The 15,459-nt window shown below is 72.4% G+C and carries 12 protein-coding genes and 1 pseudogene; 7 read left to right on the forward strand and 6 right to left on the reverse strand.

Features of this window, described 5'->3' with window-relative positions:
- Nucleotides 1–1,087 (reverse strand): S-methyl-5-thioribose-1-phosphate isomerase (mtnA, locus tag QSJ97_RS04150; protein ID WP_285670328.1); only part of this gene is annotated, 1,087 nt, incomplete at its 3' end.
- Nucleotides 1,088–1,233: 146 nt separating this feature from the next.
- Here mtnA and QSJ97_RS04155 point away from each other — a divergent pair.
- The 4 genes from QSJ97_RS04155 to QSJ97_RS04170 all read left to right on the forward strand — a co-directional run bounded on the left by QSJ97_RS04155 (nucleotide 1,234) and on the right by QSJ97_RS04170 (nucleotide 4,483).
- Nucleotides 1,234–1,533, forward strand: a complete 300-nt coding sequence (locus QSJ97_RS04155; RefSeq protein ID WP_285670330.1) for a DUF4389 domain-containing protein — start codon at nucleotides 1,234–1,236, stop codon at nucleotides 1,531–1,533.
- Nucleotides 1,534–1,611: 78 nt separating this feature from the next.
- A complete protein-coding gene (locus QSJ97_RS04160) occupies nucleotides 1,612–2,355 on the forward strand; it encodes a VIT1/CCC1 transporter family protein (RefSeq protein WP_285670333.1) in 744 nt (247 codons plus the stop codon).
- Nucleotides 2,356–2,397: 42 nt separating this feature from the next.
- Nucleotides 2,398–3,765, forward strand: a complete 1,368-nt coding sequence (trmFO, locus tag QSJ97_RS04165; protein WP_285670335.1) for a methylenetetrahydrofolate--tRNA-(uracil(54)-C(5))-methyltransferase (FADH(2)-oxidizing) TrmFO — start codon at nucleotides 2,398–2,400, stop codon at nucleotides 3,763–3,765.
- A 76-nt stretch (nucleotides 3,766–3,841) separates the two neighbouring features.
- The gene (locus tag QSJ97_RS04170; protein WP_285670336.1) at nucleotides 3,842–4,483 is read left to right on the forward strand and encodes a class I SAM-dependent DNA methyltransferase; all 642 of its coding nucleotides are present in this window, start codon (nucleotides 3,842–3,844) and stop codon (nucleotides 4,481–4,483) included.
- A gap of 22 nt (nucleotides 4,484–4,505) precedes the next feature.
- Here the strand turns inward: QSJ97_RS04170 and QSJ97_RS04175 are convergent, their stop codons facing one another.
- The 4 genes from QSJ97_RS04175 to gltX all read right to left on the reverse strand — a co-directional run bounded on the left by QSJ97_RS04175 (nucleotide 4,506) and on the right by gltX (nucleotide 10,106).
- Nucleotides 4,506–5,297 carry a squalene/phytoene synthase family protein gene (locus QSJ97_RS04175; protein ID WP_285670339.1) on the reverse strand — a complete coding sequence of 264 codons (792 nt, stop codon included), beginning with the start codon at nucleotides 5,295–5,297 and terminating at the stop codon, nucleotides 4,506–4,508.
- Nucleotides 5,290–6,975 carry a citramalate synthase gene (cimA, locus tag QSJ97_RS04180; protein WP_285670358.1) on the reverse strand — a complete coding sequence of 562 codons (1,686 nt, stop codon included), beginning with the start codon at nucleotides 6,973–6,975 and terminating at the stop codon, nucleotides 5,290–5,292. The genes QSJ97_RS04175 and cimA overlap by 8 nt, the downstream gene beginning before the upstream one ends.
- A 142-nt stretch (nucleotides 6,976–7,117) precedes the next feature.
- A complete protein-coding gene (gene cysS, locus QSJ97_RS04185) occupies nucleotides 7,118–8,527 on the reverse strand; it encodes a cysteine--tRNA ligase (protein WP_285670359.1) in 1,410 nt (469 codons plus the stop codon).
- Between the two features lie 232 nt (nucleotides 8,528–8,759).
- Nucleotides 8,760–10,106: a glutamate--tRNA ligase gene (gene gltX / locus QSJ97_RS04190; RefSeq protein ID WP_285670360.1), complete on the reverse strand. Its 1,347-nt coding sequence runs from the start codon at nucleotides 10,104–10,106 to the stop codon at nucleotides 8,760–8,762.
- 238 nt (nucleotides 10,107–10,344) lie between these two features.
- Between gltX and QSJ97_RS04195 the strand changes: the two genes are divergently transcribed.
- The gene (locus tag QSJ97_RS04195; RefSeq protein ID WP_285670361.1) at nucleotides 10,345–11,181 is read left to right on the forward strand and encodes a hypothetical protein; all 837 of its coding nucleotides are present in this window, start codon (nucleotides 10,345–10,347) and stop codon (nucleotides 11,179–11,181) included.
- Between the two features lie 49 nt (nucleotides 11,182–11,230).
- On the opposite strand, the gene QSJ97_RS04200 is transcribed toward QSJ97_RS04195, so the two are convergent.
- A complete protein-coding gene (locus tag QSJ97_RS04200) occupies nucleotides 11,231–12,955 on the reverse strand; it encodes an NAD+ synthase (RefSeq protein ID WP_285670363.1) in 1,725 nt (574 codons plus the stop codon).
- Between the two features lie 285 nt (nucleotides 12,956–13,240).
- Here QSJ97_RS04200 and QSJ97_RS04205 point away from each other — a divergent pair, with 285 nt between their 5' ends.
- The gene (locus QSJ97_RS04205; protein ID WP_285670364.1) at nucleotides 13,241–14,731 is read left to right on the forward strand and encodes an MORN repeat-containing protein; all 1,491 of its coding nucleotides are present in this window, start codon (nucleotides 13,241–13,243) and stop codon (nucleotides 14,729–14,731) included.
- Nucleotides 14,728–15,228 (forward strand): annotated as a pseudogene (locus QSJ97_RS04210) (GNAT family N-acetyltransferase); the annotation flags it as partial. The gene QSJ97_RS04205 and the pseudogene QSJ97_RS04210, both read left to right, overlap by 4 nt.
- Nucleotides 15,229–15,459 lie beyond the last annotated feature (231 nt).

Below are 15,459 nucleotides of genomic sequence, written 5' to 3' on the forward strand. Positions count from 1 at the left end.
AGGCGCTGCGGGCGGCGGGGGCCGCGTGCTCGGGGAAGAGGCCGGCCAGCCCCTCGGGTGAGGCGGCGCAGATCCCCCGCTCGGTGACCAGCGAGGTGACGAGCCGCGCCGGGGTCACGTCGAAAGCCGGGTTCGCGACCGGCGAGCCCGGGCTGACCACGCGCACCGGCCCCTCCGGCCCGGCCACCGTCTCGACCTCCGCGGCGGCACGCTCCTCGATCGGGATCGCGGCGCCGGCGGCGATCTGCCAGTCGATCGTCGGCGAGGGCAGGCAGACATGGAACGGCACGCCGCAGTCCCGCGCCGCCAGCGCCTTCAGATAGGTGCCGATCTTGTTCGCCACATCGCCGTTGCGCGCCGTGCGGTCGGTGCCGACGAGGCAGAGATCCACCTGCCCCGCCTGCATCAGGTGCCCGCCGGCATTGTCGACGATCACCGTGTGCGGGATGCCGGCGCGCGCCAGCTCCCAGGCGGTGAGCTGGCCGCCCTGGTTGCGCGGGCGGGTCTCGTCGACCCAGACATGCAGGTCGATCCCCGCCTCGGCCGCGGCATAGATCGGCGCGGTGGCGGTGCCGCGGTCCACCGTCGCCAGCCAGCCGGCATTGCAATGGGTGAGGATCTGCACCGGGCCGGGGCGCGCCTCGGCCGCGGCGCGGACCAGCGCGAGCCCGTGCATCCCGAGCGCGGTGTTGCGGGCGACGTCGTCCTCGGCGATGGCATCGGCGCGGGCAAAGGCAGCGGCGGCGCGGGCATCCGGCGCCAGCGGACGCAGCGCGGAGAGCTGCGCCTCCACCGCCCAGGCGAGGTTGACCGCGGTCGGCCGCGCCGCCATCAGCACGCCCGCGGCCGCGGCCAGCGCGGCGTCCGAGGGGTCCGCCGCCGCGGCCAGCGCCATGCCATAGGCCGCCGCCGCGCCGATCAGCGGGGCGCCGCGCACCTGCATCCCGGCGATGGCGCGCGCGGCCTCCGCCGCGGTGGCCAGCGTCACCACCTCCAGCGCGAAGGGCAGCCGGGTCTGGTCGATGATCGCGACGCTGCCATCCGCGCGCCGCCAGATGGTCCGCCAGTCGGTGCCGTCGATGCGCATCGCGCCCTCCTCTTGCCGCCGGCAGACTAGGCCGGATCGCCGCCGGGCTTAAGGGCAAATCCGCGCATTTTCCCGGTCCGGGCTTGATCCCGCAGCGCATCATCCGCATCTCCGAACCATCCCTGATCACAGAGTGGAGGCTCGGCATGACCGACAGCCAGGCAGAGGCGTCCCCCGGCAGCGAGACGCGGACCCAGCGGCGCGACAGGCTGGTCGCCCGGATCGGGCTCTCGATCCTCTATGTCGTCGCATTCGGCATCGCGCAGTGGCTGCTGACGATGCTGACCGTGGTGCAGGTGATCCATCTCGCCGTCAGCGGCCGCGAGAACGAGCACATCCAGGGCTTCGGGCGGAGCCTCGCGATCTGGCTCGCCGAGGTGACGGGCTATCTCACCGGGGCGACGGCACGCCGGCCCTTCCCGCTCTCGGCCTGGCCAAAGCCGTGATGGCGCCGCACGCCCCGGCCTCCGGCGCGGCGCGGGCCTAGAGGCCCGGCGCGCGGCCCATCCAGCCTGGAGGCCAGCTTGCAGCAGCGTGCCGATCGCGGCGAGGACACCGCGCCCGCCCCCATCGACGGCGTCGGCACCATCGGCGCCTCGCTGCGCGAGGTGGTCTATGGCGGCAATGACGGCATCGTCACCACCTTCGCCGTGGTGGCGGGCTTCGCCGGCGCCGCGGCCGAGGGCGCGGGGCCGGTGGGCGCGGTCGCGGTGCTGCTGTTCGGGCTGGCCAACCTGCTGGCGGATGCCACCTCGATGGGCCTCGGCGCCTTTCTCTCGGCGCGTTCGCAGCGCGACATCTACCACCGCGTGCACGGCGCCGTCGGCCGCATGATCGCCGCCGATCCGGAGGGCCAGCGCCAGGGCTATGCCGCGCGCCTCGCCGCCCGCGGCATTGCCGAGGACACCGCACGCGCGGTCGCCGCCGCGACGGCGCGGGACCCGGGGCTGCTGGCCGAGGCGCTGGTGCGCGAGGCGATGGCGCTGTCCGGGCCCGACGGCGACCGCCCGGTGCGCGACGCGCTGATGACCTTCGCCAGCTTCCTCTGCTTCGGCGCGGTGCCGCTGGTGCCCTATTTCCTGATGCCGCCCTCGGAGACGACCTTCCTCGTCGCGGTGGGCGCGACCTTCTCGGCGCTGGTGGCGCTCGGCCTGCTGCGCTGGAAGGTGACCATCGAGCCGATGGCGCGCTGCGTCGGCGAGACGGTGCTGGTCGGCGGCATCTGCGCCGCGGTCGCCTATGGCGTGGGGCTGGCCTTCCGGGTCTGATCCGGCTTGACCCTGCCGCGGGCGCGACCCTAAGTGCTGACCATGAGACCCATTCACATCGTCGGCGGCGGCATGGCGGGCTGCGAGGCAGCCTGGGCCGCGGCCAGCATGGGCGTTCCCGTGGTGCTCCACGAGATGCGCCCGCATCGCGGCACCGAGGCGCACCAGACCGACGGTCTGGCCGAGCTCGTCTGCTCCAACTCCTTCCGCTCGGACGATCACGAGACCAACGCGGTGGGCCTGCTGCACGAGGAGATGCGCCGGCTCGGCTCGATCATGATGGCCGCCGCCGGGCCCGCCTCGGTGCCGGCCGGCGGCGCGCTGGCGGTCGACCGCGCGGTGTTCTCGGCGGCGGTGACCCGCGCCATCGCCGAGCACCCGCTGATCACGCTGGAACGCGGCGAGGTCGCCGGCCTGCCCCCCGCCGAGTGGGACAGCGTGGTGATCGCCACCGGCCCGCTCACCTCCGAGCCGCTGGCCGCCGCGATCGGCGGGCTGACCGGCGAGACCTCGCTGGCCTTCTTCGACGCCATCGCGCCGATCGTCTATGCCGACAGCGTCGATCTCTCCAAGGCCTGGTTCCAGTCGCGCTACGACAAGGGCGAGACCGAGGCGGAGCGCACCGCCTATCTCAACTGCCCGATGAGCCGCGAGCAGTACGAGGGCTTCATCGACGCGCTGCTGGCGGCCGAGGTGACGGAGTTCAAGGAGTGGGAGGGCACGCCCTATTTCGAGGGCTGCCTGCCGATCGAGGTGATGGCGGCGCGCGGGCGCGAGACCCTGCGCTATGGCCCGCTGAAGCCGGTCGGGCTGACCAACCCGCACCAGCCGGATGTGAAGCCCCATGCCATCGTGCAGCTGCGGCGCGAGAACCGGCTCGGCACGCTCTACAATCTCGTCGGCTTCCAGACCAAGATGAAGTATGGCGCGCAGGCCGCTGTTTTCGCGAAGATTCCGGGGCTGGAGAATGCCCGGTTTGCACGCCTCGGCGGGATCCACCGCAACACCTTCCTCAACGCGCCGCGGCTGCTCGACGGCGAGATGCGGCTGAAGGCCGATCCGCGGCTGCGCTTCGCCGGGCAGATCACCGGGGTCGAGGGCTATGTCGAATCCGGCGCCATGGGGATCCTGGCCGGGCGCTTCGCCGCGGCCGAGCGGCTCGGGCGGCCCTGCCCGCCGCCGCCGGCGGAGACCGCGCTCGGCGCCCTGCTCGGCCATATCACCGGCGGCGCCGAGGCCGAGACCTTCCAGCCGATGAACGTGAATTTCGGCCTGTTTCCGCCGCTCGAGGAGGATATCCGCAAGGGCCGCAAGGGCAAGCGCGAGCGGGCCCGCGCCTATACCGAGCGGGCGAAATCCGCGCTGGCCGCCTGGATCGCGGCGTCGGAGGGGGCGGCCTCTGCGGCCTGACGCCCCGGCGGGCCGCGGTTGCATTCCCGCGGCGCGGCCCCGATACTTGTCCGAAAGCGACCCCAAGGAGGCGCAAATGGACAATTCCGACACCCGCGGAGGCGACAAGGACGTGGGCCTCGAACACGCCTACAGGATCGAGACGCCGGAAGAGGCCGAGGGCTTCTACGACCGCTGGGCCCCGGCCTATGACGCCGAGGTCGGCAAGAACGGCTACATCACCCCGAAACGCTGCGCCGAGGCGCTGGCCGCCCATGCCGCGCTGCCCTGGGCGCCGGTGATGGACCTGGCCTGCGGCACCGGGCTCTCGGGCCTGGCCCTGCGCGCGGCGGGGTTCGACTGCATCGACGGCTTCGACCTCTCGGAGGAGATGCTGGCCCGCGCCCGCAGGAAGGACGTCTATCGCGAGCTCGCCATCGCCGATCTCTCGAAACCGCTGGAGATGCCGGGCGATGTCTACCAGAACGCCGCGGCGATCGGCTGCATCTCGCCGGAATACATGCCGCCGACGGTGCTCGACGAGATCGTCGGCAAGCTGCCCTCCGGCGGCTGCCTGGTGTTCTCGGTGAACGATCACGCGGCGGCCGACGGCACCATCCGCGGGCGCATCAACGACCTGATCGACTGCGGCTATACCGAGCTGCTGGTGGCCGATTACGGCGCGCATCTGCCCGGCATCGGCCTGAAGGCCACCGTCTACGTGCTGCGCCGGCGCTGACGACCGGAGCGCCGGCCGGGCCTCAGGGCCGCCCGGCGAGGGCGCGCCAGCTGAGCGCGAGGGCGCGGCGGGCGGGGCCGGCGGCCGGCAGCCCCCGCGCCGCGGCGGCCTCGGGATCGGCGGCGGCGGCGGCGAGGCTGCGTTCGGCCTGCCAGAGCGTCAGGAACAGCGGCCGCGCCGCCGCCGGCAGGCGCGCCCGGCGCGCCTCGGCGAGCGCCCCGAGCCCTTCCCGGGCATGGCCGGCCAGCGCCGCCGGCGACGCATCCGCCAGCAGCGCCCCGGGCTCGCGCGCCATCGCCGCCGCCGTGCGCAGCAGGAAGGCCCGGCCGAGCGCCTGCCCCGCCGGCCCGCAGGCGGCGGGCGGCGCCGCGCCGGCCAGCGCGCAGCCGAGCCGCAGGAAGGCGGCATAGCGCGCCTCCGCCCAGGCCGGGATGTCGGCGAGCGGCGGCGCCAGCTCCATGTCGCGCGCCGCGATCAGCGCCTCGAGATCGGCCGGTGCCGGGGCGGCGGCGGCGATCAGCTCGCCCAGCGGCCCGGCCACCTCATGCGCCCGCGGCGGCTGGCCGGCGAAGGCGCCCTCCAGCGTGTCGCGCCAGAACTGCAGCCGCATCGCGCCGATCAGCGGGCCGGTATCGGCGGCGCGCCGGGCGCCGTGCACCGCGCGGCTGAGCTCGAGATCATAGGCGCCGAGCACCATCAGCCGGCTGCGCAGCGGCTCCCGCGCGAAGATCAGGCAGGCGAAGAGATCCGGGTCATAGCGCCGGAGCAGCGCCGCCGGGCCGGTCTCCTCGCCGGCTGCCGGAGCGTCAGCCATTGCTGCCGCGCACCCCGGCCCGCACCAGCTTGGCCAGCACCGCATCCTCGAGCGCCTGGAAGGAGGCATCGACGATGTTGGCCGAGACGCCGAGGGTGGTCCAGTGCCGGCCCGCGGCGTCGCGGCTTTCCAGCAGCACGCGGGTCACCGCCTCGGTGCCCTGGCCGTGGATGCGGACCTTGAAGTCGACCAGCCGCATGTCCTCGATATGTTCCTGGTAGCGGCCGAGATCCTTGATCAGCGCGCGGCTGAGCGCGTTGACCGGGCCCTGGTCCTCCCTGCTGACCGGGTCGAGGCTCTCGGAGGCGGAGATCATCCGCTCGCCATCGACATGGACCACCACCACCGCCTCGGAGGCGGTGACCCAGCGGCCCTGGGCGTCGAAGCGGCGCTCGACCGAGACGCGGTAGCGGTCGACCTCGAAGAAGCGCGGCATCAGGCCGAGATGGCGCCGCGCCAGCAGCTCGAAGCTGGCATCCGCCTGGTCATAGGCGAAGCCCTGGTCCTCGCGGGTCTTGACCTCCATCAGCAGCGTGCCGAGGCGCGGGTCGTCGCGCTCGACGGCGATGCCCGCCTCCTCGAGCCGGCGCATCAGGTTGGCGCGGCCGGCCTGGTTCGACATCGGCACCACGCGGGCATTGCCCACGGCCTCCGGCGCGACATGCTCGTAGGTCGTCGGGTCCTTCAGGATCGCCGATGCGTGCAGCCCCGCCTTGTGCGCGAAGGCGGCGGCGCCGACATAGGGCGCATGCGGGTCGGGCTGGCGGTTCAGCATCTCGTCGAGCGTGACCGAGAGCCGGCGCAGATCGGCCAGCTTCTCCGGCGCCACCCCGGTCTCGAAACGCTCGGCATAGCGCGGCTTCAGCACCAGGCTGGGGATGATCGAGCAGAGATTGGCATTGCCGCAGCGCTCGCCGAGGCCGTTCAGCGTGCCCTGGATCTGCCGCGCCCCGGCCTCCACCGCGGCGAAGGTGCCGGCCACCGCCTGCTCGGTGTCGTTGTGGGTGTGGATGCCGAGGCGGGCCTCCGGCAGCCGGGCGGCGACCGCGGCGGTGATCTCGCCGATCTCCGCCGGCAGGGTGCCGCCATTGGTGTCGCAGAGCACGACCCAGCCGGCGCCGCCCTCGAGCGCGGCGCGCAGCGCCTCCAGCGCATAGGCCGGGTTCGCCTTGTAGCCGTCGAAGAAATGCTCGGCGTCGAACAGCGCCTCGCGCCCGAGGCCGGCCAGATGGGCGATGCTCTCGCGGATGTTGCCGAGGTTCTCCTCCAGCGTGATCCCGAGCGCCGCCTCGACATGGAAGTCGTGCGACTTGCCGACGAGGCAGACCGCCTGCGTGCCGGCATTGACGACCTCGGCCAGCACCTCGTCATTGGCCGCCGAGCGCCCGGCCCGCTTGGTCATGCCGAAGGCGGTGAAGCGCGCGCGGGTCGCCGGGGCCTGGGCGAAGAAGTCGCTGTCGGTCGGGTTGGCGCCGGGCCAGCCGCCCTCGATGAAGTCGATGCCGAGGGCGTCGAGGGCGCGGGCGATGCGGATCTTGTCGTCGACCGAGAAATCGACGCCCTGGGTCTGCTGGCCGTCGCGCAGCGTGGTGTCATAGAGCCAGAGCCGCTCGCGGACGGCGGCCGCGGCCTCCTTCGGCTGGGCGCTCGGGGCCGCCGGGGCGGTGTGGGTGGTCATGGCCGGGCCTCGCTGGCGGGGCGCAGGCACCCGCATCTGGGTTCGGAACGGGATCGGTTCGGGTGCGGCAGGGCGAACGGGGCGCGCCGGGGCGGCGCGGCCGCGGCGCGGGCGGCGTGCTGCCGGCGGCGGGCGGCGGCGCTCATCCTGCCGCCTCCAGCCCGGCGAGGCGGGCCGCGTCGAAATCCGGGCCGAGCTGCCACTCGGCGCCCTGCGGCGTGTCCTTCACCTCGACGCCGGCCGCCGCCAGCCCGTCGCGGATCGCATCGGCGCGGGCGAAATCCCTCGCCTTGCGCGCCGCGGCGCGGGCGGCCAGCAGCCGGTCGATCCCGGCGGCGACATCCGCATCGGCCTCGGCCGCCGCCTCCCAGCCGCCGAGCGCATCGGTGAGCAGGCCGAGCAGCTCCGCCCCGGCGCGCAGCCCCGCCGCATCGCCCTGCCCGGCCAGCGCGTGCAGCGCGGCGATCGCCTTCGGGGTGTTGATGTCGTCGGCCAGCGCCGCGCGCACCGCTGCCGGCACCGCGGCGGCCGGGGCCACCCCGGCGCAGAGCCCGCGCCAGCGCCGCAGCGCCGCCTCGGCCTCGGCGACGCGCTTCCCGGTCCAGTCCAGCGGCTGGCGGTACTGCGTCGAGAGCAGCACCATGCGCATCACCTCGCCGGGGATGCCCCGGTCGCGCAGGTCCTTCACGGTGAAGAAGTTGCCGAGGCTCTTCGACATCTTCTCGCCCTCGACCATCAGGTAGCCGTTGTGCATCCAGATATCGGCCATCTCCTCGGTGGCGTTGGCGCAGCAGCTCTGGGCGCGCTCGTTCTCGTGATGCGGGAACTGCAGGTCGATGCCGCCGGCATGGATCTGGAAGCGGTCGCCGAGCAGCGCCTTGGCCATCGCCGAGCACTCGATGTGCCAGCCCGGGCGGCCGCGGCCCCAGGGGCTGTCCCAGCCGGGCTGCTCCGGGGTCGAGGGCTTCCAGAGCACGAAATCCATCGGGTTGCGCTTGTAGGGCGCGACCTCGACCCGGGCGCCGGCCTCCATCTCGTCGAGCGAACGGCGCGAGAGCCCGCCATAGCCCGCATAGCTCGCCACCTCGAACAGCACGTGCCCCTCGGCGGCATAGGCATGGCCGGCGGCGATCAGGCGCTCGGCCATGGCGATCATCTGGGGGATGTATTCGGTGCAGCGCGGCTCGTGATCGGGGCGCATGGTGCCGAGCGCGCCCATGTCCTCGTGATACCAGCCGATGGTCTCGTCGGTGATGCGGCGCACCGCGGCCTCGAGGCTCTCGCCGGGGCCGCGGCTTTCGGCGGCGCGGGCGTTGATCTTGTCGTCGACGTCGGTGAAGTTGCGCACATAGGTGACGCGCCCGGCGCCGAGCTCGTGGCGCAGCAGGCGGAACAGCACGTCGAACACCACCGCCGGCCGGGCATTGCCGATATGCGCCCGGTCATAGACCGTGGGGCCGCAGACATACATGCCGACGCGGCCCGCCGCATCGGGGCGCAGCGGCTGCTTCTGGCGGGTGCGGCTGTCGTAGAGCGTGATCTCGGATGTCATGTCGGCCTCGCGCGGGGTTCCCGCAGCGGGTCTGACATCTGGGCTATTGGAACAAGGTGACAGGCCGCCGCGGACGTGGGTGTCAGCAGCTAATGCAGATCCGGAAGATGGCGGCAGCATGTGTCATGGGCGGAGTGGTGCCTGCCCGCGCCGGCGCTGTCAAGCGCGAATGCGGCCGGGCGCCCGGCGGCCGGGCCTCGCCGGGGTCCGCCGGGGGCCTGCGCCGCCCGGCTCAGCCGCCGGCCGGACCCGCCGCGCTGGCCGGCAGCGGCCCCTCGAGCAGCGGCATCAGCCGGGCCATCTCGGGGCCCCGGTCGCGCCCGGTGAGCGCCCGGCGCAGCGGCTGGAACAGCGCCCGGCCCTTGCGCCCGGTGGCGCGCTTCACCGCCTCGGTCCAGGCGCCCCAGCTCTCCGGCCCCCAGGGGCGCGGCGGCAGCAGCGCCAGCGCGGTCTCGACGAAATCGATATCCTCCGCCGGGATGTCGGCCGCCCCCGGCCCCTCGCGGCACAGCGCCCACCAGCCGGCGGCCTCGTCGAAACGGTCGAGATTGGGGCCAACCGCCTCCCAGAAGGCGGCCTGCCGCGCCTCCGGCACGCCGATCGCGGACAGGCGGTCGGCAACCGCCGCCAGCGGCAGCGCGCGCAGGGTCTTGGCGGAATGCAGCCGCAGCTCCTCGGCGTCGAACCTGGTCGGCGAGAGGCCGAACTGCCCGGGATCGAAGGCCGCGACGAGCGCCGCGGGATCGGTCGCCACCTCGACCGGGAGCGACGAGCCGAGCCGCGCCATGAAGGCGAGCAGCGCCGCCGGCTCCACCCCGCCCTCGCGCAGGTCGGCGAGGCTGAGCGTGCCGAGCCGCTTCGACAGCGCCTCGCCCTGCGGCCCGGTCAGCAGCGCGTGATGCGCGAAGCGCGGCGGCGCGGCGCCGAGCGCCTCGAAGATCTGGATCTGCGCGCCGGTGTTGGTCACGTGGTCGGCGCCGCGCACCACATGGGTGACGCCCATCTCGATGTCGTCCACCACCGAGGCCAGCGTGTAGAGCAGCTGCCCGTCGGCGCGGTAGAGCACCGGATCGGAGATCGAGGCACCGTCGACCGACTGCGGCCCGCGGATCAGGTCGTCCCACTCGATCGGCCGGCGCTCGAGCAGGAAGCGCAGATGCGGGTTGCGGGTCTCGCGCAGCGCCTCGCGCTCGGCATTGGTCAGCATCAGCGCGCCGCGGTCATAGACCGGCGGCTTGCCCATGGCGAGCTGCGTCTTGCGCTTGAGCTCGAGCTCGAGCGGCGTCTCGAAGCATTCGTAGACGCGGGTCGCGGCGCGCAGCGTCTCGGTGGCGGCGGCATAGCGCTCGAAGCGCTCCGACTGGCGCTCCTCGCGGTCCCAGGTCAGGCCGAGCCATTCGAGGTCGCGCCGGATCGCATCGGCGAATCGCGCCTCCGAGCGGGCGGTGTCGGTGTCGTCGATGCGCAGGATGAAGGTGCCGCCGGCCTTGCGCGCCAGCATCCAGTTGAGCACCGCCGTCCGCAGATTGCCGACATGCAGCAATCCCGTGGGCGATGGCGCGAAACGGGTGGTCGTCATTCTGGGGCACTCCGGGTCTGGCCCGCTATCCGTGACCGCTCGCGCGGGGCGGGTCAAGTGCGGCTGCGGGCGGGCGGGAGGCGGCGCGCGACTGCCGCCCGCATGCAACAATCGCGCCGTGCGTCTGGCGTGACGCACCGGGCCGCCGCTGCCGTTGACGTTCGTCAAGCCCGGCGCGGCCGGATGTGGTATCATCTCCCCCGTCGCCAGGGTCCGCATGCAACGCGGAGGGACGACCATGACCAGGGAAGCCGAACGGGCGAAATCGGTCCAGAAATTCGCCAGGCTCTTCGCGTCGGGGCGCTTCGACAGCGTGCTGCCGATGCTCGAGGCCAAGCTCGTCACCAGCTTCGTCAACGGGCTCCTGCGCTTTGCCGAGGTGAAACCGCCGCGCTACGAGCTGATGCGCGACCGGCTCGACGGCGCGGTCCGCGACGGCACCAGGCTGCGCGCCACCCGGCCGAAGCGGGCGCTGCTGGCATGGCCCGAATTCCTGAAGACCATGGACGGCATCCTGCGGACGCTGAAGGCCTGGCAATCGGAGATCGCCCGGGAGGAGAAGCAGTACGAGAAGGAAGGCGCGGCGAAGGGGCTGGTCGAGGTCGACATCCTGTTCGCCTTCGTCGATTTCAACAACACGCTGCCAAAGGGCGGCAAGGTCACGCTGCAGTTCCCGGCCAGCAAGGTGAAGCTCGCCAGCGCCATGAAAGCGGGCGGCGCCCGGTTCCGCGGGATCATGCTGGAGCCGTCGAAATCGCGGGTGATCGTGAATGTCGCGCTGCAGCGCAAGGTCAAGCCGAAGCTCGCCAACCACCTCGTCTACAATCCGCTGAAGGCCGGCGAGGTGCTGGTGATCAAGGCCCGCGAGGATGCCGCCAAGGCCACCAAGAAGGACCACAGCGCCGAGGGCGCGGTGAAGAAGTCCGGCGTCAAGGGCACCGTGGGGATCGACTTCAAGGTGATCTCCGGCGGCGGCGAGATCACCCGCGAGAAGGAGCTCTCGAAGACCCATGGGCGCGAGCTGAGCTACACCATCCTCTGGCCCAAGGGCTCGATGAGCCTGGCGCAGAAATAGCCGGCGCCCCTCCCTCGGCCCGTCCCCCTCCCCCGCCCGCGCGGCGCGCTCAGGAGCGGTCGCGCCAGCGGTTGACGATGGGATAGCGCCGGTCGAGCCAGAAGGCGCGGCGCGTCAGCTTGGTGCCGGGGGCCGACTGGAAGCGCTTGTATTCCGAGATGTAGAGCAGGTGCTGCACCTTCATCACGGTCTCGCGGTCATGGCCCTCGGCGATGATCTCGGCGGTCGAGGCGTCCTCCTCCACCAGCCGCTCGAGGATCGCGTCGAGGATCTCGTAGGGCGGCAGGCTGTCCTCGTCCTTCTGGTCCTCGCGCAGCTCGGCGCTGGGCGGCTTGGCGATCACCCGCTCGGGGATCACCTCGCCGGCCGGGCCCAGCATCCAGTCGTGCCGCACCGTGTTGCGCCAGCGCGCGGCGGCGAAGACGCGGGTCTTGTAGAGATCCTTGATCGGGTTGTAGCCGCCGTTCATGTCGCCGTAGATCGTCGCGTAGCCGACCGCCATCTCCGACTTGTTGCCGGTGGTCAGCAGCATCTCGCCGAACTTGTTGGAGAGCGCCATCAGGTAGGTGCCGCGCAGGCGCGACTGGATGTTCTCCTCGGTGAGATCCCGGGCCATGCCCTCGAAATGCGGCGCCAGCCCCTGCTCCAGCGCCGCGACCGCCCCGGCGATCGAGAGCTCGTCGAGCCGCACGCCGAGCCGGCCCGCCACCGCGGCGGCGTCCTCGAGGCTCTCGCGGCTGGTGAAGCGCGAGGGCATCATCACGCAGCGCACGTTCTCCGCCCCCAGCGCATCGGTGGCGATCGCCGCGACGATCGCCGAATCGATCCCGCCCGAGAGCCCGAGCAGCACCTTGGAGAAGCCGGCCTTGCGCACATAGTCGCGGGTCGCGGTGACCATGGCGCGGTAGTCCGCCTCCGCCGCCTCGGGCTGCGCCGCGCGCGGGCCGTCGGCGAGGCGCCAGCCCTCGTTGGTGCGGCGCGCCTCGACGGTCTCGATCGCCTCCTCGAAGAACGGCATCTGGAAGGCCAGCGGCTTGCCCGGGTTGAGCCCGAAGCTGCCGCCGTCGAAGACCTGGTCGTCCTGCCCGCCCATCAGGTTGAGATAGACGAGGCTGAGCCGGGTCTCGACGGTGCGCGCGACCATGTGGTTCATCCGCGCCTCGACCTTGTGCCGGTCATAGGGCGAGCCGTTCGGCACCAGGAAGAGCTCGGCACCCGACTCCTCGAGCGTCTCGGCGACATCGGGAAACCACATGTCCTCGCAGATCGGGAAGCCGACGCGGCAGCCGTTGATCGCCACCGGCCCCTGCGGCGGCCCCTCGAGATAGAGCCGCTTCTCGTCGAAGACGCCGTAGTTCGGCCGGTGGTGCTTGGCGAACCGGGCGCGGATGCGCCCGCCGCCGGCGCCGCCCTCGAGCAGGTGATAGGCGTTGTAGACGCCGCGGCCGAGCTGCTCGGCCTCGCCGGCGCGGCCGGCCTCCATCGGCGCGCCGATGCCGAGCGCCGGGTCGCCCTCGCCCATCCCGGCGGCCAGCGCCTCGAGCGCCGCCTGGCAGTCGCGCAGGAAGGCCGGCCGGATCGAGAGGTCGAGCAGCTGGTAGCCCGAGAGGAACATCTCCGGCAGCATCACCAGATCGGCCCCGGCGGCGCGGCCGGCGGCCAGCGCCTCGCGGGCGCGCTCGAGATTGCCGGGGATGTCGCCGGCCACCGGGTTGAGCTGCGCGAGGGTGATCCTGAGGCGCCCGGCGCCGTTGTCTCCGCTGTGCTCGGTCATCGCTGCCGCCTCCTCTGCCGGTTGCGCGGGAGATACGGGGCGCGGGGCCCCCCGGCAAGGGCAAGCCGGTTCCCGCGTCCCCCGTGCAACGCGCGGCATGCGCTGCGGCGGCGCGGACCAGGCCGGCCATTGCGCCGGCACCGCCATCCGGGGCATGGTCCGATCAACGATTGTCAGGCGACCACGCCCACCGTAAGTTGTTAACCGTGCGGCGGGGGATCAGACCGGACGGGCTTTGGGCTGGGTTTTGGGGGAAAGGGATCAGGGGCCATGCGCAGCTTTCGCATGAGAGTTCTCACACCGGTGCTTGTCGGCCTCGTGCTGGCGCAGGCGGCGAGCTTTCCTGCCGGCGCGCAGGACGAGCCGGTGATTGCCACCAAGACCTACGATTCGGGCGCCGTCTACCAGGGCGAGTTCAAGGACGGCAAGCAGCACGGCCAGGGCAGCTACACCGCGCCGGACGGCTATGAATACACCGGCGAATGGGTCGAGGGCGTGATCCAGGGCCAGGGCGTCGCGCGCTTCCCCAACGGCTCGGTCTACGAGGGCCAGTTCAAGGACGGCGTGCCGCATGGCGAGGGCACCATCACCTATGCCGATGGCGGCTCCTATGCCGGCAAGTGGGTCGATGGCGTGATCAACGGCCAGGGCGAGGCGAGCTATCCCGGCGGCATGCGCTATGTCGGCGAGTTCCGCAATTCCGCGCATCACGGCCAGGGCGTGATGACCCGCGAGAACGGCTACCGCTACGAGGGTGCCTGGAAGGACGGCGCGCAGCACGGCTTCGGCAAGGTCACCTATCCCGACGGCGCGGTCTACGAGGGCAATTTCGTCGAGGGCCTGCGCGAGGGGCTCGGCACCATTACCCTGCCCGACGGCTTCCGCTATTCCGGCAACTGGAAGGCGGGCCAGATCACCGGCCAGGGCGAGGCGATCTACGCCAACGGCGACAAGTATTCCGGCGGCTTCAAGGACGGCAAGCGCGAGGGCAAGGGCGTCGCGGTCTATGCCAATGGCGACCGCTACGAGGGCGCCTTCGTCGATGGCCGGCGCCACGGCGACGGCAAGTTCGTCGGCAAGGACGGCTATGTCTACGAGGGCGACTGGGTCGAGGGCCGGATCGAGGGCCAGGGCATCGCCTCCTATCCCAACGGCTCGCAATACGAGGGCCGCTTCGTCGACGGCACGCCGGACGGCACCGGCAAGATCACCTATGCCGATGGCGGCTCCTACGAGGGCGAGTGGCAGAAGGGCGTGATCTGGGGCGCCGGCGAGGCGAACTATGCCAACGGCTCGGTCTATGTCGGCGACTTCAAACAGGCCCGCCACCACGGCGAGGGCGAGATGCGCTATGCCGACGGGCATGTCTATGTCGGCGGCTGGGAGAACGGCACCCAGAACGGCCAGGGCAAGCTCACCTATCCGGACGGCGCGGTCTACGAGGGCGGCTTCAACCAGGGCCAGCGCGCCGGCATGGGCACGCTGACGCTGGCCGACGGCTTCATCTACGAGGGCGGCTGGGAGAACGGCGAGATCCACGGCGAGGGCATCGCGACCTATCCCAACGGCGACGTCTATTGCGGCAATTTCCAGAAGGGCCGCCAGCACGGCTTCGGCGTGATGAACTACCGCTCCGGCAAGTCCTTCGAGGGCTACTGGGTCAATGGCCGGCGCCAGCGCGCCGCCGAACCCGGCGAACAGCTCGGCACCGACCCGGAGGGCCGCCCGCTCTTCGTGGGCGACGCCCAGCTGGTCTGCCCGACCCCCGGCGAATGATCGCCCCGGCCGAGGCGCCCGACGTGGCGCCGCTGGAGGGGTGGTCGCCGCCGCCCCTGCCCTGGCGGCGCGTGCTCGGGGGCACCAGCGTCGATGTCGAGCCGCTGACCGCGGAGACCCACGGCGCCGCGCTCTGGCAGGCGATCTCGGCGGATGCCGAGGGCCGGCGCTGGACCTACCGCATGGTCGGGCCCTTCGCCGACGAGGCGGCGTTCATGGCGCATCTGCGCGCGATCGAGGCCGATCCGGCGGTGCGCTACGGCGTCTACGTGCCGAAGGCGACCGGCCGGCCGGCGGGGTTCGGCGCGCTGATGTCGATGATGCCGGCGGGCGGCTCGATCGAGATCGGCTCGATCATGATGGCGCCGGAGATCGCCAACACCACCGCCTCCACCGAGGCGCTGTTCCTGCAGATCGACTGGGCCTTCCGCCTCGGCTATCGCCGGGTGGAGTGGACCTGCGACCCGTTCAACGCCGCCTCGATGCGCGCCGCCGCCCGGCTCGGCTTCTCCTACGAGGCGCTGTTCCGCCAGGCCTATGTCTCGAAGGGGCACAACCGCGACAAGGCGGTGTTCGCCATCATCGACCGCGAATGGCCGGCGATCCGCGCCGCCGTCCGGGCCTGGCTCTCGGTGGAGAACCGCGGCGCCGACGGCAGCCAGCGCCAGCCGCTCGCCGCCTTCACCGCGGGGCTGCTGCGGGCGCGCGCGCCGGAGCCGCCGCCGGCC

It is taken from the genome of Paralimibaculum aggregatum (assembly GCF_030270585.1).
GTDB lineage: Bacteria > Pseudomonadota > Alphaproteobacteria > Rhodobacterales > Rhodobacteraceae > Thermohalobaculum > Thermohalobaculum aggregatum.

Bases quoted from the DNA above. Each gene is read 5' to 3' on its own strand.
- QSJ97_RS04155 (WP_285670330.1), top strand. From the start codon at position 1,234: ATGACCGACAGCCAGGCAGAGGCGTCCCCCGGCAGCGAGACGCGGACC.
- QSJ97_RS04175 (WP_285670339.1), bottom strand. From the start codon at position 5,297: ATGGCTGACGCTCCGGCAGCCGGCGAGGAGACCGGCCCGGCGGCGCTG.
- trmFO (WP_285670335.1), top strand. From the start codon at position 2,398: ATGAGACCCATTCACATCGTCGGCGGCGGCATGGCGGGCTGCGAGGCA.
- QSJ97_RS04200 (WP_285670363.1), bottom strand. From the start codon at position 12,955: ATGACCGAGCACAGCGGAGACAACGGCGCCGGGCGCCTCAGGATCACC.
- cysS (WP_285670359.1), bottom strand. From the start codon at position 8,527: ATGACATCCGAGATCACGCTCTACGACAGCCGCACCCGCCAGAAGCAG.
- QSJ97_RS04195 (WP_285670361.1), top strand. From the start codon at position 10,345: ATGACCAGGGAAGCCGAACGGGCGAAATCGGTCCAGAAATTCGCCAGG.
- cimA (WP_285670358.1), bottom strand. From the start codon at position 6,975: ATGACCACCCACACCGCCCCGGCGGCCCCGAGCGCCCAGCCGAAGGAG.
- gltX (WP_285670360.1), bottom strand. From the start codon at position 10,106: ATGACGACCACCCGTTTCGCGCCATCGCCCACGGGATTGCTGCATGTC.
- QSJ97_RS04170 (WP_285670336.1), top strand. From the start codon at position 3,842: ATGGACAATTCCGACACCCGCGGAGGCGACAAGGACGTGGGCCTCGAA.
- QSJ97_RS04205 (WP_285670364.1), top strand. From the start codon at position 13,241: ATGAGAGTTCTCACACCGGTGCTTGTCGGCCTCGTGCTGGCGCAGGCG.